General features: G+C 71.3%; 16 protein-coding genes. 8 read left to right on the forward strand and 8 right to left on the reverse strand.

Features of this window, described 5'->3' with window-relative positions; translation table 11 throughout:
* Positions 1–26: 26 nt before the first annotated feature.
* The 3 genes from ABZS54_RS25725 (at position 27) to ABZS54_RS25735 (ending at position 4,307) form a co-directional block, all read left to right on the forward strand.
* Positions 27–1,154 (forward strand): acyl-CoA dehydrogenase family protein, encoded by a 1,128-nt coding sequence (locus tag ABZS54_RS25725; protein ID WP_355540579.1) that lies wholly within the window; start codon positions 27–29, stop codon positions 1,152–1,154.
* Between the two features lie 76 nt (positions 1,155–1,230).
* Entirely contained in the window at positions 1,231–2,031 is an 801-nt protein-coding gene (locus tag ABZS54_RS25730) for a crotonase/enoyl-CoA hydratase family protein (protein ID WP_355540582.1), read from the forward strand.
* A 671-nt stretch (positions 2,032–2,702) separates the two neighbouring features.
* Entirely contained in the window at positions 2,703–4,307 is a 1,605-nt protein-coding gene (locus tag ABZS54_RS25735) for an acyl-CoA synthetase (protein WP_355540585.1), read from the forward strand.
* 33 nt (positions 4,308–4,340) lie between these two features.
* On the opposite strand, the gene ABZS54_RS25740 is transcribed toward ABZS54_RS25735, so the two are convergent.
* From ABZS54_RS25740 to ABZS54_RS25750, 3 genes are all read right to left on the reverse strand, one after another.
* Positions 4,341–5,654 (reverse strand): DUF445 domain-containing protein, encoded by a 1,314-nt coding sequence (locus ABZS54_RS25740; RefSeq protein WP_355540588.1) that lies wholly within the window; start codon positions 5,652–5,654, stop codon positions 4,341–4,343.
* Between the two features lie 202 nt (positions 5,655–5,856).
* Positions 5,857–6,588: a sulfite exporter TauE/SafE family protein gene (locus tag ABZS54_RS25745; protein ID WP_355540591.1), complete on the reverse strand. Its 732-nt coding sequence runs from the start codon at positions 6,586–6,588 to the stop codon at positions 5,857–5,859.
* Positions 6,589–6,708: 120 nt separating this feature from the next.
* Positions 6,709–7,446: a TetR/AcrR family transcriptional regulator gene (locus ABZS54_RS25750; protein WP_355540594.1), complete on the reverse strand. Its 738-nt coding sequence runs from the start codon at positions 7,444–7,446 to the stop codon at positions 6,709–6,711.
* 139 nt (positions 7,447–7,585) lie between these two features.
* Here ABZS54_RS25750 and ABZS54_RS25755 point away from each other — a divergent pair, with 139 nt between their 5' ends.
* From ABZS54_RS25755 to ABZS54_RS25765, 3 genes are all read left to right on the forward strand, one after another.
* Positions 7,586–9,067, forward strand: a complete 1,482-nt coding sequence (locus tag ABZS54_RS25755) for an MFS transporter (protein WP_355540598.1) — start codon at positions 7,586–7,588, stop codon at positions 9,065–9,067.
* Between the two features lie 223 nt (positions 9,068–9,290).
* A complete protein-coding gene (locus ABZS54_RS25760) occupies positions 9,291–10,145 on the forward strand; it encodes an NAD(P)H-binding protein (RefSeq protein WP_355540601.1) in 855 nt (284 codons plus the stop codon).
* Between the two features lie 166 nt (positions 10,146–10,311).
* Positions 10,312–10,989, forward strand: a complete 678-nt coding sequence (locus tag ABZS54_RS25765) for a hypothetical protein (protein ID WP_355540604.1) — start codon at positions 10,312–10,314, stop codon at positions 10,987–10,989.
* 228 nt (positions 10,990–11,217) lie between these two features.
* Here ABZS54_RS25765 and ABZS54_RS25770 read toward each other — a convergent pair whose 3' ends face one another.
* Positions 11,218–11,646 carry a hypothetical protein gene (locus ABZS54_RS25770; RefSeq protein WP_355540607.1) on the reverse strand — a complete coding sequence of 143 codons (429 nt, stop codon included), beginning with the start codon at positions 11,644–11,646 and terminating at the stop codon, positions 11,218–11,220.
* A 387-nt stretch (positions 11,647–12,033) separates the two neighbouring features.
* Here ABZS54_RS25770 and ABZS54_RS25775 point away from each other — a divergent pair, with 387 nt between their 5' ends.
* Complete coding sequence (locus ABZS54_RS25775; protein ID WP_355540610.1) at positions 12,034–12,489, forward strand: carboxymuconolactone decarboxylase family protein; 456 nt, start codon at positions 12,034–12,036, stop codon at positions 12,487–12,489.
* 281 nt (positions 12,490–12,770) lie between these two features.
* Here the strand turns inward: ABZS54_RS25775 and ABZS54_RS25780 are convergent, their stop codons facing one another.
* Positions 12,771–13,253: a hypothetical protein gene (locus tag ABZS54_RS25780; protein ID WP_355540613.1), complete on the reverse strand. Its 483-nt coding sequence runs from the start codon at positions 13,251–13,253 to the stop codon at positions 12,771–12,773.
* Positions 13,254–13,457: 204 nt separating this feature from the next.
* Between ABZS54_RS25780 and ABZS54_RS25785 the strand changes: the two genes are divergently transcribed.
* Positions 13,458–14,462, forward strand: coding sequence for a transporter substrate-binding domain-containing protein (locus tag ABZS54_RS25785; protein WP_355540616.1), 1,005 nt, complete (start codon positions 13,458–13,460; stop codon positions 14,460–14,462).
* A gap of 43 nt (positions 14,463–14,505) precedes the next feature.
* Here ABZS54_RS25785 and ABZS54_RS25790 read toward each other — a convergent pair whose 3' ends face one another.
* The 3 genes from ABZS54_RS25790 to ABZS54_RS25800 all read right to left on the reverse strand — a co-directional run.
* The gene (locus ABZS54_RS25790; RefSeq protein WP_355540619.1) at positions 14,506–16,410 is read right to left on the reverse strand and encodes a propionyl-CoA synthetase; all 1,905 of its coding nucleotides are present in this window, start codon (positions 16,408–16,410) and stop codon (positions 14,506–14,508) included.
* 122 nt (positions 16,411–16,532) lie between these two features.
* Positions 16,533–17,219: a hypothetical protein gene (locus ABZS54_RS25795; RefSeq protein WP_355540622.1), complete on the reverse strand. Its 687-nt coding sequence runs from the start codon at positions 17,217–17,219 to the stop codon at positions 16,533–16,535.
* 128 nt (positions 17,220–17,347) lie between these two features.
* On the reverse strand, positions 17,348–18,087 hold a 740-nt coding region (locus ABZS54_RS25800; protein ID WP_355540625.1), incomplete at its 5' end, for a WD40 repeat domain-containing protein.

Consider the following 18,087-nt stretch of genomic DNA (forward strand, 5'->3'; position numbering starts at 1 on the left):
TCACCACGCTGACAAGGACAGGTGAAATGGACTTCGGTTACACGGAAGAACAGCAGGACCTGGTGGGCCTGGCGGGGCGGATCCTCGGCGAGCGGGTCACCCACGAGGCGCTCACCGCGCTGGACAAGAAGGTCGAGCAGGACGGTGAACCGCGCTTCGACCGCGACCTGTGGGCGGAGTTGGCCAAGGCCAACCTGCTCGGGATCGGGCTGCCCGAGGAGTTCGGCGGCTCGGGCTACGGCGTCTTCGAGCAGTGCCTGATCCTGGAGCAGATCGGCCGCACTCTGGCGCCGGTGCCGTTCGGGCCCTCGATCGCGGTCGCCGCGTCGATCCTGAACCAAATGGGCACGGACGAGCAGAAGGCGGCCTGGCTGCCGGGGGCAGTGGACGGCTCGCGGATCCTGACCTACGCGCTCGCCGAGCCGTTCGCTCGGGACGGTGCCGCACCCGCCACCAAGGCGGTGCACACCGACGGGGTCTGGCACCTGGACGGCGTCAAGACCGGGGTGCCGGCCGCGACCGTCGCCGACCTGATCCTGGTGTCCGCGGATGTGGACGGCCACGCCGGGGTGTTCCTGGTCGACCCGAAGGCCGCGGGTGTGCGGATCGAGGCCCAGCTGACCACAGCCAAGGAGATCGCGGGCCTGGTCACGCTGGAGCACGCCGTGGGCACCCCGCTCGGCGGTCCCGACGCGGCCCTGAACCTGCGCGACCGGGCCACCCTGGCGCTGTGCGCGACCCAGCTCGGGGTGACCGAGAAGGCGATGCGCGAGACCGCGAAGTACGCGAGCGAGCGAGTGCAGTTCAAGCGCCCGATCGGCTCCTTCCAGGCGGTGGGCCACCGGCTCGCCGACGCGTACATCGACGTCGAGGGCATCCGGCTGACCACGTGGCAGGCCGCCTGGCAGGAGGCCGAGGGGTTGGACGCGGCCGAGGCGATCGCGACCGCGAAGTTCTGGGCGGCCGACGGCGGACACCGCGTCGCGCACGCGGCGGTGCACGTGCACGGCGGCATGGGCGTGGCCGAGGAGCATTTCGTGCACCGCTACTTCAACCACGCCAAGCAGCTCGAACTCTCCCTCGGCGGCGCGACCGAGCAGGCGCTGCGGATCGGCGCCGGCTTCGCCGCCACGGCCGCGGGCGAGTTCGCCTGATCCGGCCCGCCCCAGCCCGCCTTCGGCCCGGCCGCGCCGGCGCCGCATCCCTGTGATTCCTGGAGACGAACAGAACATGAGCGAACCCCACGCCCTGGTCGAGCGGGACGGCCACGTCCTGGTCATCACGATGAACCGCCCGGAGGCCCGGAACGCGGTCACCGGCGAGATGATCGAGATCTTGGAGGCCGCCTGGGACGAGGTCAACGACAACCCGGAGATCCGGGTCGCCATCCTCACCGGCGCCGGCGGCGCGTTCTGCGCGGGCGCCGACCTGAAGGCGATGAGCCGGCGCGCGCCGGGCGACGCGTTCAAGGGCGGCGGCGGCAGGCCGGCCATGGACATGTCCGTGATGAAGTGGTGTCTCAAGGGCTTCACCCTCACCAAGCCCCTGATCGCCGCGATCGAGGGACCCGCCATCGCCGGCGGCACCGAGATCCTTCAGGCCACCGACATCCGGGTTGCCGGCGAGTCGGCGCGCTTCGGCGTGTCCGAGGTCCGCTGGGGCCTGTTCCCGCTCGGTGGGTCGGCGGTGCGCCTGCGCCGCCAGATTCCGTACACTGTCGCCGCCGACCTGCTGCTCACGGGCCGCCACATCAAGGCGCCCGAAGCCAAGGAGCTCGGTCTGATCGGGCACGTCGTGCCCGATGGCGGCGCACTGGAGAAGGCGAAGGAAATCGCCCACCAGATCGCCGCCAACGGTCCGATCGCCGTTCAGGCAGTCCTGCGCGTTCTGCGTGAAACCGACCAGTTGACCGAGGAAGATGCGTTCAAGCTGGAGTCGCAGATCGGAATGCGGGTGTTCATGAGCGACGACGCCAAGATCGGTCCGCGAGCCTTCGCGGAGAAGAAGACCCCGGAGTTCAAGGGCACCTGATGTGCCATCGGAAGACTTCGGCATGAAACGGGCCCGCCGGGTCAGGGACGGCAATCCCCCGGCGGGTCCTCATCATGTCGACGCAGGGGCGGTCATCCGGGTTGCGTCGGATGCCGGGGCAATCTCGGCGCCGACGCGAGCCCCCGCCGGTCCCGGATCTCCCGGACGAGCTCGACCGCGGCCGGCACGCCGAGCACGACCCACAGGGTGACCACCATCCGCCCGTCGCTTCTCGGCGAGCACGACCGGCCGGTCCGGACCGCGAACAGCCGGAACGCCGCGATGTAGAGCCCGGGGTGTCCCGCCGGCGCAGGAACGCGCCCATGCCGCCGTGCCCGACGGACTGGGCCAACTCGTACCGTCCCCCGGAAGGCGCATGTCTCCCCCCGGAGTTCGGTGCGTGATGTGCCTGGACGCGCGGGTCTTCGTGGGCGTGCGGGGCCGGGGCTCGGGCGGACACGCGGGCGTGGAGCCGCCGGCGATTCGGGACTTTCGTGGCGAGAAAGTACTGCTTGGCGGGTGGGTCCCGACAGTGCTTTGCCGGGTGATGGCGAACCTATTCTTTTGATCGAGTCAAGGGTAAGTTGACTCGACCCTGCTTGGACCCGGATCGGATCCGTGCCTCGAATCCGGCTTCGGAAGCACCCGTTCATCCGCCGTGGGAGCCGACCATGACGCCCGTCAACCCGTCGTTCAACCTCGCCGACCTCTTCGAGGTCGTGGTGGACGCGATTCCCGACCGCACCGCGCTGATCGCGGGCGAGGTACGACTGACCTACGGCGAACTCGACGAGCGGGCCAACCGGGTCGCACACCACCTGATCGGCGCCGGGATCGAGGCCGGCGACTTCGTCGGGATCCACGCCTGGAACCGCGCCGAGTGGGTCGAGGCGATGATCGGCTGCCACAAGGCACGGGCCGTGCCGATCAACATCAACTACCGCTACGTCGAAGCGGAGTTGCGCTACCTGTACGAGAACTCGGGCATGGTCGCGGTGGTCGCCGAGCGTTCGTTCGCGGGCGCCACCCGGGCAATCCGGGCCGACTTCCCGGCACTGCGGCACGTGGTGATCCTGGAGGACGGCTCGACCGAATCGGCCGAGGGCACGGTGGGCTACGAGGACGCGCTCGCCGCGGCCTCGCCCGAACGCGGCTTCGGGGCGCGCAGCGAGGACGACCTGTACGGCCTGTACACCGGTGGGACCACCGGCATGCCCAAGTGTGTGCTGTGGCGCGGCGAGGACATCTTCTTCGCGGCCCTCCAAGCCGGTCGCGGCGCTCGGCCCAAGCTGGAGACGCCGGGTGAACTCGCGGACACGGTCCGCGAGTCGGCCGGGATGACCACGCTGGGTCTGGCGCCGATGATGCACGGCGGCGGGCAGTGGTCGATGTGGAACACCTTCTACATGGGCAACACGTACCTGATGTGGACCGGACGCACCTTCGATGCCGACACCGTGATGGCCCTGGCGGCGCGGGAGAGGGTGTTGTCGATGGCGGTGGTCGGCGACGGGATGGGCAGGCCGCTGGCGGACTGGCTCGCGGCCAATCCGGACACCTACGACCTGTCCGCGCTCAAGGCGATCAGCAACGGCGGGGCGCCGATGAGCGCCGCGGTGCGCACCGCCCTGGAACGGACCGGCATCTTCGTCATCGACAGCTTCGGCGCGTCCGAGACGGGAGCCGCGGCACGGCAGACCGGCGGACCGGGCACGGCCACGCGGTTCGCCTCGTCGGCGACAACGACCGTGCTCGACGACCGCCTGGTGCCGGTCGAGCCGGGCTCCGGCGACGTCGGCCGGCTGGCGGTCAGCGGGCACATCCCGCTGGGGTACCACGGCGACGAGGAAAAGACCCTGGCCACCTTCGTCAAGGACGCGGACGGGCGCCGCTGGGTGTTGCCGGGCGACTTCGCGCAGTTGGAGAAGGACGGCAGCATCATCCTGCTCGGGCGCGGCAGCGCGACCATCAACACCGGCGGCGAGAAGGTCTATCCGGACGAGGTGGAGGGCGCGCTCAAGTCGCACGCGGACGTGTTCGACGCGGTCGTGGTCGGCGTCCCGGACCCGCGCTTCGGCCAGGCGGTCACCGCGCTCGTGGTGCTGCGCGAGGGCGCCGCGCCGGCGCCGGAGGCGATCACGGCGCACGCTCGCACGCAGATCGCGGGCTACAAGACGCCCAAGCGCATCCACTTCGTCGAGTCCATCCCGCGCACGGCGGCGGGCAAGGTGGACCTGCGGGCGGCCAAGGCGCGGGCGGAGGAACTGTCCGAGTAGGCGGGCGGGTCGGGCGCGGCGCCTGCCGGCGGCTCAGCTCAGCACCCGGGTCAGGGTGTGGATCAGCAGGCCGACCAGGGCGCCGACGACGGTGCCGTTGATCCGGATGAACTGGAGGTCGCGCCCGACGTTGATCTCGATCTTGCGGCTGGTCTCCTTCGGGTCCCAGGCGCCGACGGTGTCGGTGATCAGCGCGGTGATCTCGTCGCGGTAGGTGGTCACCACGTACACGGCCGCCTGCTCGATCCAGCGGTCCGCCTTGCCCCGCACGCGCGAGTCCTCGGCCAGTCGGTCGGCCAGCGAGCGCACGGCGGCGGTGACCCGGTTGCGCAGTTCGCTGTTCGGGTCCTCGGTGGCCTCGACCAGCATCGCCCGGGCGGCGCTCCACACCGACGCGATCAACTCCTGGACCGCCGGGTGCGCGACGGTGCGATCCCGCAGCCGCTCTATCTGCGCGATCATCGCCGGATCCCGCTGGAGGTCGCGGGCCACCTCGGCGAGGAAGTTGTCCACCGCGAGCCGGGCCGGATGCCCCGGGTCGTCCCGCACCGCGCCCGCGAACCGGACCAGTTCGCGGTGCACCTTGTTGGCGATCTGCCGATCCAGGAAGCGCGGCGACCAGCCCGGGGACTCCTCGTTGACCACCCGCAGGACGGACTCGCGATGTTGCTCCAGCCAGTCGTGCGCCTTCGTCGCCACCAGGTCGACCAGGCCCCGATGCGCGCCGTCGCGCACCAGCCGGTCGAGCAGTTCGCCGATCGGCTGGGCCACCGCCTGGGCGGAGACCCGACGGGTGATCGCCTGCCCGAACACGCTCTGCACGTCCTCGTCGCGCAGCACGGTCAGCGCCGCGCGGGCCAGCGCGCCCAGTTGGTCGGTGACCCGCTCGGCGTGCCCGGGCGTGGCCAGCCAGGTTCCGGCGCGCCGGGAGACCTCCATCCGGCTCAGCCGCTGCCGCACCACGGCGTCGGAGAGGAAGTTCTCCCCGACGAACTCGCCGAGATTGCGGCCCAACGCGTCCTTGCGGGTCGGAATGATCGCGGTGTGCGGAATCGGCAGCCCCAGCGGCCGGCGGAACAGCGCGGTCACCGCGAACCAGTCGGCCATCGCGCCGACCATCCCGGCCTCCGCCGCGGCCTGCACATATCCGGCCCAGGCCCCGGCCCCACGCGACTCGGCCCACCGCGCGAGCACGTACAACACGATCGCGAACACCAAAAACCCGGTGGCGATCACCTTCATCCGCCGCACCCCACGCAGCTTCTCCACCTCCGCCGCGGTACGAACCACACCGCCGGGGGTCGGACGGGGCGGAGTCGGAGACACGGGTTCGGCGAGATCTTCCATGAGCGTCATTCTGATGATCTGCCCACGGTGGATGTGGTCACGACACCACAACGCGTCTCGCAGATCGAGGCCGGGGATCTCGACGCCATGGAGCTGGAGGCCCCGCGTTCGTACGCGGCCGCGCTGGGCGGTCGCCTTGACGTGACCGTGAACATCGGCGACGTGTCCTTTCAAGTGGTCCGAGTCCCGCGTCGATCCGGCGTCACAGGGTCCACAGGCCCTTGGCCAGGGTGGTTGCGCCACCGGTCAGGGCCAGCCATTGGACGGCGCGTTTGGCCTGGTGTTCGGGGGTGCGGGCGGCGAGGAAGCGGCCGATCGCGGCGCCGGCGAGCAGAGCCGTGACGACTGCGGCCCAGGCCGGGGTGGTCAGGAGCGGCGGCGACTTGGCGGCGAGGGAGAAGGCGTTCACCACGACGGCGTAGAACTGGGCGTTGGGCACGAACTCGGCGGCGGTCCAACCCGCGTTGAGCGCGTACAGGGACATCGCGGGGCCGCCGACGCCGGCCGAGGAGTTCATGAAGCCGCTCGCGGCGCCGGCCACCACGGCGCCCTTGCGGGCGCGCAGGGCGGGTATCCGGACGCCGCGCATGACGAGGCCGACGGCCCCGCACACCGCCGCGCCGATGCCCGCCAGCAGCCAGGGCTCGGGCAGCCGGGCGGCCACCCACGCGCCGAGCGGTACGGTGCACGCCGCCGCGATCACGAGCGGTAACATCGCGGCGAGCCGGACCCGGCGCCACGAGGTGGCCAGCCCGATCGCGCTGATCACGCCCGCGCCGCCGTTGCACAGCACCACGCCCTGGGCCGGGCCGAGCAGCAGCACCAGGCCGGGCGCCGCGACCAGCGCGAAGCCCATGCCGGTCATGCGTTGCACCGAGGCGCCCAAGAGGACGATCACGCCGAGGAGCAGGGCGAGGGACCAGGCATCGGACACGGGTATTCCTCGGGTCGGGGACGTCTGACGACCCGACAGCTATACCGGAGATCGCGGATCGACGGTGCACGGTCGATGTGGGTATGATCCGGCCCGCGCCGGCCGCGGCCCGGAGTCGGCTCAGCCGCGCGCCGGGGTGCCCAGGATGCCGTTGAGCAGGACCTCGATGCCCCACGCGTCGCGTTCGTCGCCGGAGCCCGCGGTCAGCGTCGCGCGCATCGAGACCAGGTGCGGGTAGTCGGCTTCGGACAACCGCCCGAACGCTTCGTCCATCGCCGCGACCGCACTCTCCTCGGTCTGCCCCTCGGCCCCCTTGGCGGCGTACGCCGATTCCTCGGTCGCCGCGGCGGTGATGTGCAGGTTGATCAGGTCGAGCGCGAGCGAGCGGGTCATGTCGTCGATGCCCGAGCCGGCCAGCAGCCCCAGGATCGCCTCGGCGAGCGCGAGCGCGTTGGGGCCGGTCGGTACGTCGCCCAGGGCCACGGTGGCGATCCCGCGATGGCTGCCCAGCACGGTGATCGCCGCGCGGATCAGCGTGCTCAACTCCGTGCGCCAACGAGGGAACGGCTCGCCGACCGCGGCCACGGTCGGCAGTGGGATCTCGCCGAGCACCCGGTCGTAGACCAGCGCGAGCAACTCGCCCCGGTTGGCCACGTACACGTAGAGCGAGGCGGCGCCGGTGTCCAGCGCCTGCGCGACCCGGCGCATGGTCACCGCGTCCAGGCCGTCGGCGTCCAGGATGGCCAGCGCGGCGGACACGAGCGCGTCCGCGCTGAGTGCGGCCTTGGCCGGTCGGGTCCGCCGACTGACCGGTGCGGGAGGGGCGGACGGATGCGGCTCGCCGGGTGATTTCGCCATGTCCCGAGTATACGCCTTGACGGAACACTGTTCGCTACATACATTGTTCGTCACGAACAACGTTCGTAACGAACGTAGCTCGCCACGCCGCATCCATCGCCTCGTCAGGGGCCGCGCGGCTCCGACCCGAGGAGTACCGATGACCCCCACGCCCACCGCCGCCGGCGCACTCGACGACACCGCCCCGACGCCGCCGACCGCCGACTCGCCCGCCGCCGCCGAGGCCCCGCTCCCCGCCGCCTACGCCCGGCGTTGGCGCATCCTGGCGATCGTGCTCGTCGCCGAGGTGATGGACCTGCTCGACAGCACCGTGACCAACGTCGCCGGTCCCTCCGTTCGGGACGATCTCGGCGGCGGTGCCTCGCTGTTGCAGTGGCTCGCCTCCGGCTACACGCTCGCCTTCGGCGTGTTGCTGGTGGTCGGCGGCAGACTCGGCGACCGCTGGGGCAGACGCCGATTGTTCCTGCTGGGCGCCGGCGGCTTCGCCGCCGCGTCCCTGCTCTGTGCGTTGTCCCCTTCACCGGAACTGCTCGTCACCGCCCGCATCGCCCAGGGAGCCTTCGGCGCCCTGCTGATCCCGCAGGGCTTCGGCATCCTCAAGTCGGTCTTCCCGCCCGGCGAGACCGGCAAGGCGTTCGCCGCCTTCGGTCCGGTGCTCGGCCTCTCCGCTGTCGGCGGCCCGATCCTGGCCGGCGCGCTCATCCACCTCGACCTGTTCGGCACCGGCTGGCGGCTGATCTTCCTGATGAACGTCCCGCTCGGCCTCGCCGCCGTGCTCGGCGGCCTCCGCTACATCCCCCGGGACGACCCGAACCCCGGCGTGCGGATCGACTTCGCCGCCGCCGCTCTGCTGACCGCGGCCTCCACGCTGATCATCCTGCCGCTCATCCAGGGCCCCGAAGCCGACTGGCCGCTGTGGTCGTTCGGTTGCCTCGCCGCCGGCATCGCCGCGTTCGCCGGATTCATCCTGCGTGAGCGCCGCAGCCCCCACTCGCTGATCGAGGCCACGCTGCTGCGCAACCGCGCGTACAAGTCCGGCATGCTCTTCGGTCTCGCGTTCTTCGCCGGCACCACCGGATTCATGCTGATCACCTCACTGTTCGTGCAACTGCACCTGCACTACGGCCCGCTCGACGCCGGCCTCACCCTCGCCCCGATCGCGGTCGGCATCGTGGTCGCCTCCATCGCCGGCTTCCAGGTGATGACCAGGCTCGGCCGCAACCTGCTCCTGATCGGTGTCGGCGTGCACATGGCCGGCCTGATCGCCCTCGCGGCCGTGGTCACCCACTACGGTTCGGACACGACCAGCATCGACCTGATCGGCCCGCTGTTCATCGCCGGTCTCGGCATGGGCGCCGTGTTCGCGCCCTTGTTCGACGTGATCCTGGCCGGCGTCGCCGAGCACGAACTGGGCAGTGCCTCCGGCTCGTTGTCCGCGATGCAGCAACTCGCCGGTGCCCTCGGCGCGGCCGGGATCACCACCTTGTTCTTCCAGCTCGGCGAACACCACAGCGCCTCCACCGCGATGGCCGTCGGCGCCCTTGCGGTGGCCTGCCTCGGCCTGCTCGCCGGTGGCCTGGTATTCCTGCTTCCCCGGCACGCCAGGCCGCACGAGGCATAAGCCTCCGCGCCGATGCCGATTGCTCCCCTCCGGGCAGCCCGACGGCTGCCCGGCCCACATGACCCGGGTCCACCAGAACCGGGTCCACCAGAACCGGGCCCGCATGAACCGGGGTCTACATGAACCGGGCCCACACGAAGCGGGCCCACGAAAACCCGGTCCACGAAACGCAGTCACGAAACACTCGACCACGCAACCCGATCCAGCAAGGAAACGAGTCACCATGACCATCCTCGTCACCGGAGCCCGCGGCAACGTCGCGCGCGGTGTCATCACCCGCCTCGTCGCAGCCGGCCACTCCGTCCGGATCGCGAGCAGCGACCCGGCCCAACTCGAACCACCCGCCGGTGTCGAAGCCGTCCGCCTCTCGCTGCGCGAACCCGACAACGCCGCCGCGGTGTTGCGCGACGTCACCAGCGTCTTCCTGTATGCCGAGGCCGCCGGCATCGCCGACTTCGTCAAGGCCGCCCAGGCTGCCGACGTCCGGCACATCGTGCTGCTGTCCTCGGCCTCGACGAACGCCCCCGACCCGCAGACCAACCCGCTCGCGGCGAGCCACCACGCGGTCGAGGTCGCGGTCGTCGAATCCGGAATCCCGTACACGGTGCTCCGCCCCGGCGCGTTCGCCGGCAACGCGATCGGCTGGAAGTACCAGCTGATGGGCATCGGCAGCATCCAACTGCCCTACCCCAACGCCCAGGTCGCCCCGATTCACGAGGACGACATCGCCGATGTCGCGACGGCGGTGCTCGTGGCCGGTGACCACCTCGGTGAGACGCTCGACCTCAACGGTCCCGAATCGCTGTCCTTCGTCGAGCAGATCGCGATCCTGTCCGATGTCCTGGGCCGCGAGCTGCCGTTCGCCGAGGTCACCCGCGACGAGGCGTTCGCCGGTCTGACCCGGCACATGGAGCCCGGCTACGCCAACGCGCTGCTGGACCTGTGGGAGACGGCGGTCGACCCCGAGCCGATATCCGGCACCACCGAGGCGATCACCGGCAAGCCGGGCCGCACCTTCCGCGCGTGGGCCCACGACCACCGTGAGGACTTCGCCGACGGCGACGGGCAGCACGGGTAAATCCCCGACAACCGCCCGGATACCACCACTTCGGACCGGCCGGACCGGCACAATCCGGCCGGCCGGTCCACGCTTTGGTGGAGTTCTCGGTCCCTCGCTCCCCAAGGGGTTGTCGCGCTGTCTACGCTGCTGTTCAGACCGGCCGTTTCCCGAACTCTGGACGCACATGACCGTCGCGCTTCACACCGGCGCGGGTGCCGCAATCGAGGTACGCCGCGCGCTCCAGGCTGATGAAGCCAGGGATGTTCCCGAACACACGTGGGTCGGCCCGATCGTCCGGGTCCGCCCGCAGGGCGAACGGCATTACGAGGACATCGCGTACATCGACGCGGCGCCCACCGACGGCATGGGCAGTTCCCCCTCGCGCCACCTGGTCCTGTGGGCCGACCGGGCCCGCCGACAGCGGATCGCGGCGGTGGGCACGTACTCCGCCGCCGCCGACTACGCGGTCTACAGCATCACCGGCCCGGCCGGCGAGCACCTGGCGACGGTGCATCGCGAACAGGGCAGCATCCGCCGACTGCGCCGTACCTCCTGGACGATCCGCCCGGCCGAGGGCCCCACGCTGCACGCGGCCAAGGGCACCACGTTCGGCTGGATCGCGTGGTGGGCGCTGTCGCCGCTGTGGGGCCTGATGATGGCCGTCGCCGTACTCGGCGGCAAGGCACCGAGGTTGCCCCTGCGCACGATCTGGCGCCACGACGGCAAACGCGTCTTCGAATACCTGGGCAGCGTCGGCACCACCGACTCGTACGAACTGCCGCCGGGACACGTGGACGGGCGCATCCTCCTGGCCCTGGCCGCCCTGCACAACAGCCATCCCGGCTGGTACGACCGCCTGTAGCGACGGGCGGTCGGGCAGGGTGGTGGAAACAGCCGGGAGTCGGAAGGGGTCGGGCGATGTCGCAGAGCCGAATCGAGGCCCGCACCGCGGGAATCCTGCCGGTCGGGATGGTCGCGGGGGCGGTGACGTGGGGAGCCTCGACCGCATGGCGCGGCGGCTACGGCGAATGGTGACACGGGTTCGGCGGTGGCGGCGGTGGAAGGGTCGGCGGAGGCCGGAGCCGGTGCGTCAGGGTGTAGCCCGCCAAGTACCTCCGGGCGGTACCGAAGTCGCACAGTCGTCGCACAGCGTCAAGCGCAGGTGGCGGGTGTTGCGGAGCGTGCCGGGGCGGCCGCAACTCTCGCAGACGGTCCGGGAAATGCGATCGAACTCCTGTGTCACGGCGCGGAGTCGAGCCGCTTCCGCTGGAGTCCGGTCGGCACCACCGTTGGGCGTCCCCGGCCGGGGATCGGCCTGGAAGGTGAGGGCCGCCCACTTCTGTTTGACGGCGAAGAGTTCGTAGTCGGGGAACTCCGCCACCAGCGCCTCATGGCAGCGCAGGGCGAGCTGATACCAACCGGGGCCGATCCAGAACTCGCTCGACGGATACCTGAAGTGGCGCCGCAACGGCTCCAGAACGGTTTCGGACGGCCATTCCGACGAACCGGGCGCGGTCATCTCGTGCCTTCGTTTCGGCGTGCACTCCCGGACTCGCCGGGAATCCGGTCGAGAGTCGGAGTCCGCGGTGGGTCCCGCTACTCGGGTGCTCCCGGCCATCGACGTTCTCACCCGTCCACCGCCGGCGTCCAGCCCGCGAACCGGGTCCGCCGGCGTCCGGCTCACCGCCTGGCCGATCACCGCCGTCTTCGCGCTCTCCAAGGGCGCGGCCCCGCGCCATGTCGTCCTGGGCCGACCCGCGGCCACGGGGGGCGAAAGTTCTTCCGGGCAGGTGTCACACATCCGCGCCGCGTTCCGTCAGTGCTGTGTAGGCCCCGAAACAAGGGCCCGCGACCGGAGGCCGGGAGATCGGCCGCCGGTGGAGACCACCTTTCGAGGAGCACAGTCATGGAAGCACGTATGGGCAACCCCGCGATGGTCGTTCCCGGCGCGATGAAGGCGCTGATCGCCCTCGGTACCACCACCGCTCAGGCGGGCGTCCCGAAGGTCACCCTCGAACTGGCCAACCTGCGGGCGAGCCAGATCAACGGCTGCAGCGTGTGTGTCCACATGCACGCCCGCGACCTGCGCAAGGCCGGCGAGTCGGACGAGCGCATCGACACCGTCGCCGGCTGGCGCGACGCCCCGTACTTCGACGACGCCGAGCGTGCGGCCCTCGCGCTGACCGAGGCGGTCACCCGGGTCGCCGACACCAGCGACCCGATCCCGGACGCGGTCTACGACGAGGCCGCCAAGCACTACAACGAGCAGGAACTCGGGGCCCTCCTGCTGTCCATCGCCACCGTCAACGTCTGGAACCGGATCAACCTCGCCACCCGGCAAATCGCGGGCGGCGCCTGGTAGTCGCAGCATCGCCGAGCGGGCGTGGACCCAGTGTCCACGCCGGTCGGCCCGGCGATCGAATCAGTCCGGGTGTCGCGTCGGTTGCCGCCGCCGCACGACGAACCGCAGCCCGATCCCGCACCCTCATGCCGGCCGATGTAGGTCTGTCCCGACTGCGGGCTGTACGCCGAACTCGGATCGAAGCCGCGTCGCCCGCCGCCGTGCGAAGCCCGCCGTCGCCGCCGCGTGCCCTCCCGCAGGCGGCGGATCCGCGCGTCGGTCGTCGATTCGGGTCGCCGGGCTCACCCCCGGGCGGCTCCGGCGGGCCACACCACGTGGACCTCCTTGCCCACCGAACGCGCCTTCCCGACCACCTCGGCGGTACCGCCCCGCGCGTGGCCGGGCCGCCCGTCCCAGACCGCGAACACCACGTCGACCGCCGCCAACAGCGCGTCGTTGGCCGCCGCGTAGGCGTCCTGGGACGCTCGGCGGAACGGCATCACCCGGACCTCGGCCGCAGCCGCGATCAGTTGCTCGAAGCTCGCGCGGTAGTCCGGGGCGACCTTGGTGTCGCCGTAGTCGGCCGAGGGCAGCAGTACCACCAGCCGGCCTCCCAGGTCGAGCACGGCGTGCGCGAAGATCGCGTCGGCGCCGGCCGCGAGGCAGCTGTAGCCCACGAGTTCGTTCGGCGCGACCTTTGCGAGCAGGTCTCGGATGGCCCGGTCGACCAGCGGTACGCTGCCGGCCGAGATGTTGATGTGGCCCGTGATGCCATAGCTCGTCACGCGCTTCCGTCCTGATCGACACGGTTGAGGGAAGCCCCCATTCTTTGCCCAATCACCCCGGATCGCAGCCGGAGTCGCCCGATACTCGGAGGACTGCGACAGCGCGGACCATCAAGCGGGCGGATTTCGGGCGGATGTCGGATGGGTCCGGCGGTCCCTCGGCGACCACTTCGTCGATGCGCGCACCGGCACCGAGGGGGCGGCATGCACCGGAGATCCCGTCGAATCGCGACCACCGCGTCGGCGGTCGTCCTGGCCGCGACCCTGGTCGCGTGCTCCGCCGGGTCGACCCGCCGACCCGGCGCGGCGGCGACTCCCGTCGTCGACCCGGTGATCTCCGGTGCCCGCCCGGCTACGCCGGAGGACTACCCCAAGCCCTCCGTGGCCCCGCCCTGCGATCCGCGCGAGAGCCTCACCCCGCCCGCCACCCTGCCCGATCCCGGGCGGATGCCCGCCGGGTCCACGATGGACACCGTCCACCGGCGCGGGTACCTGATCGTCGGCGTGGACCAGAACACCCGATTCTTCGGCGAGTTGGACCGGCGCAGCGGCCTGATCAAGGGTTTCGACATCGAGATGGCCAAGGCCCTGGCCCGGGCGATCTTCGGCGGCGCCGACGACCCCGCGCACATCCGGTACAAGGTGATCACCCAGGCCCAGCGGCCCGATGTGCTGCGGGCCGGCGAGGTGGACGTGGTGGTCGACACGATGACCATCACGTGTGACCGCAAGCTGCAAGTGGCCTTCAGCAGCGACTACTACACCGACGGCCAGCGGGTCCTGGTCCGGACCGACTCGGGCGTGCGCAGCCTCGCGGATCTGCGCGGGAAGCGGGTGTGCACGGTCCGGGCCACCACCTCGATCGTCTTCCTGCGCGACCATCCGGCGGGGGTGTTGCCGTACGCGGTGGAGAACTGGACGGACTGCCTGGTCGCGTTGCAGCAGGGCGAGGTGGACGCGGTCTCGACCACCTCCGCGCTGCTTCGCGGACTTCAGGCGCAGGACTCCGATACCGACGTGGTCGGTCCGGCCTTGAGTGACGAACCGCACGGGATGGCCTTCCCGTTGGCGCATCAGGACTTCGTGCGCTTCGCCAACGGGCTGCTGGAGCGGATGAAGCGGGACGGCTCGTGGCAACGGTTGTACGACGCGTGGTTGGCCGGGCCGCTGGGGCCGCAGTCGCCGCCGCGCGCGAGCTACACCGGCTGAGCGGTTCTCGGCCGCCGGCCGACCGGTTCCCCCGTCCGCCCGTTCAGTCGGCCGCGTGCTCGCCGGTCAGGGTCGGCCGCAGTGTGTCCAGCACGCTCGGATCCTCGATGGTGGAGGGCGGTTCGGGCCGCCTGCCGTCCGCGATGTCGCGCATCGTGCGGCGCAGGATCTTGCCCGACCGGGTCTTGGGCAGCGCGGGGACCACGTCCACCCGACGCAGCGCCGCGACGGCGCCGATGGTGTCCCGGATCCGGAGCACCAACTCGGCTGCCACCTCGGCCGGTTCCCGGTGCACACCGGCCTTGAGCACGACCAGGCCGCGCGGCACCTGGCCCTTGAGCTCGTCGGCCACCCCGATCACCGCGCACTCTGCCACGTCCGGGTGGGCGGCCAGGACCTCCTCCATCGAACCGGTGGACAGCCGGTGGCCGGCGACGTTGATCACGTCGTCGGTGCGGCCCATCACGTACACGTAGCCGTCCTCGTCCTTGCGCCCGCCGTCGCCGCTGAGGTAGTAGCCGGGGTAGGTGCTCAGATAGGACGCGATGTAGCGCTCGTCGTCGCCCCACAGCGTGCTCAGCGTGCCGGGCGGCATGGGCAGCTTGAGCACCACCGCGCCGTCCACGCCGGGCGGCACCTCGTTGCCCCGCGGGTCCAGGATCCGCACGTCGTAGCCGGGCACCGGCAGGGTCGGCGAACCTGGCCTGGTCGGGTGCGGTTCCAGGCCCATCGGGTCGGCCACGATCGGCCAGCCGGTCTCGGTCTGCCACCAGTTGTCCACCACCGGGATGCCGAGCAGGTCGCCGGCCCAGCGGTAGGTCTCCGGATCGAGCCGTTCGCCCGCCAGGAACAGCGTGCGCAGCGCGGAGAGGTCGTGTCCGGTGCGCAGCTTCCCGTCCGGGTCCTCCTTCTTGATCGCCCTGAGCGCGGTCGGCGCGGTGAACAGCATGGTCGCCCGGTGCTCGGCGACAACCCGCCAGAAGGCGCCCGCGTCCGGCGTGCCCACCGGCTTGCCCTCGTACAGCACCGAGGTGCAGCCCGTGAGCAGCGGCGCGTAGACGATGTACGAGTGGCCGACCACCCAGCCGACGTCGGAGGCGGTCCAGCTCACCTCGCCGGGTCGCACGCCGTACACGTTCTCCATCGACCAGCGCAGCGCGACCGCGTGACCGCCGTTGTCGCGCACGATGCCCTTGGGTGGCCCGGTGGTGCCGGAGGTGTAGAGGATGTAGAGCGGGTCGGTCGCCGCGACGGTCACGCACTCGGCGGGCTCGGCCGTGGCCATCGCGGTGTCCCAGTCCAGGTCCCGCTCGGTCAATGCTGCGGTGAGTTGCGGGCGTTGCAGGACCACGACCCGCTCGGGCCGATGGCTCGCCTCGGCAAGGGCCGCGTCCACGAGCGGCTTGTAGGCGATCGTCCGGGTCGGCTCGATCCCGCAGGACGCGGCCACCACGACCTTGGGACGGGCGTCGTCGATCCGCACCGCCAATTCGTGCGCGGCGAAGCCGCCGAAGACGACCGAGTGCACCGCGCCGAGCCGGGCGCAGGCCAGCATCGCCACCACGGCCTCGGGCACCATCGGCAGGTAGAGCACCACCCGATCGCCTCGGCCCACTCCGAGTCCGCGCAACACGCCTGCGAACCGCGCGGTCAGGTCGAGCAGTTCGGCGTAGGTCAGGGTGCGCCGAGTCCCGGTCACCGGTGAGTCGTACACGATCGCGGCCTGCTCGGCGCGCCCGTCCGTGACGTGCCGGTCCAGCGCGTTGAAACAGGTGTTCAAGGTGGCGTCCGGGAACCAGCGGTACAGCGGCGCGGCATTCGCGTCCAGCGCCCGGGTGGGCGGTGTCACCCAGTCGATCGCGGCAGCCGCCTCCAGCCAGAAGCCGTCCGGATCCTCCAGACTGCGCCGATGGGCCCACTCGTACGCCCCGCCGGTGTCGCGGCTCATGCGCGGTTCCTCCCGGTAGTCCCGAGACGGCACCGGGTGACCGTGCCGCCCGCCGGCAGGATCCCGACGTGGCGGCCCGAAGTCAAGGCGGGCGTACTCGCGTTCGAATTCCCGCCGCGCGGTCAGGCCACCGGGTTCAGCGTCGTGGTGATGCCGGACACGGTCGGCATCGCGTCGTGTCCGCTCTGTTTGCCGGCGTCGATCGCGGCGTCGAGGTCGTAGCCGTTGCGGGCCCCGAGCTCGTTCTCCACGAGTTGGGACAGCAGTTCGTTGGCCGTGCCCTCAAGCGCGGCCACGGCGGGCGCGGTGGCGATCTCGACGACGCGCGCCATGAGTTCCTGTTCGAGTTCCTTGAAGATGCGTTTGACCGCGGTGCGCACGATGCCCACCTCGGCGAGGCCGGCGATCGCGGACAGGCCGAAGGTGAAGGTGGCGGCTGCCGCCGCGGTGGCGATCGCGTCGGCCAGGATGATCAGTTGGGCGATCGCTCTGCCCTTGGCGACCTCGATCACCACCGCCGCCGCGTCCAGCGCCTTGGCCAGCATTCGGGCACCCTCGGCCAGGTCGTGCAGGTGCTCGTTGTTCAGCTTGCCGAAGTGTGCCTCGAACGCCTCGGCGGCCATTCCGCTGGTGCCGGACAGGATCCAGGCCGCGCCGTTCTTCCCGTCGGCTCTGGCCTCGTCGATCTCGTCGGCGAACTCTCGATACGCCTGCGCCAGTTCCTTGAACTCGTCCTCGTCGAGATTGGGCCAGTCGACCCCGATGACGTCCAACGCCGTGTCCAGATAGCCCGGTATGGTGATGCCCACAATCGACCCCCGTCGTCGTCGCGCACGCCCGAACCGGTGGACGCGCAGTCTCGACGTTACGCCTGATCCGGGTCCGGTACATCGCTTGGCGGTATCCGGGAGCCGGACCCGCGTCCGTCGAACACCCGTCACCGCGGCGGGGTTTCCAGTCGCAGCCCGACCACGCCCCCGGCCATGCCCAGCACGATGTATCCCTGCACCGACACCGCGATCCCGGTCACCGGTGCGCCCAGGTTCAGGTCGACGGCCGTGTCGTCGCCCGGCCGGCGCAGCCGAACCAGACCATCCGCCCAGGCCGCCGCGATCAGCAGCCCCTGGATGGTCTGTTCGCAGGCGAGCGCGGTCACCGCGGTCGCCCGCGCGTCCAGCGGATCCGGCGCCGGCTCCGCGCCCGGGCTCCACATCCGCACCCGGCCGTCCCGGCCGCCGCTGATCAGCAGCGGCGGCTCGCCGTCCGCACCCGTGCGCACCGCCGCGAGCGCGGTGACCGGGCCGGTGTGCAGCGGCGCGGACAACACCCCGCGCGGGGGTGGTTCGCCGCCCGGCACGCTCGGCGGCGAGCCGTGGCACCAGACGCCGCCGTCGACGTCGCCGACCGCCGGCAGCGGATGGGCGCACAGCACGGTCAGCTCCGCCCCGCACGTGTTGACCAGCCGCTGGAAGGCGGCCTCCAGCGCGCCGCGTGGGCCGTGGTAGGCGGCGTCCAGGACGTCCACGCCGCCCCATCGGTTCAGCGTGCCGACCCGGCCGCCGTAGGTGCTCGCGAGCGCGCGCAGCGGGGTGGGTCCGTAGCCGGCGGCGACGCGGCCGGCGATCGTGCCGTCGGCGCCGGCAACGGTGCGGATCACGCCGGTGTCGTCGACCAACA

This window comes from Embleya sp. NPDC005575, assembly GCF_040605455.1.
In the GTDB taxonomy this organism is placed as follows: Bacteria; Actinomycetota; Actinomycetes; order Streptomycetales; family Streptomycetaceae; genus Embleya.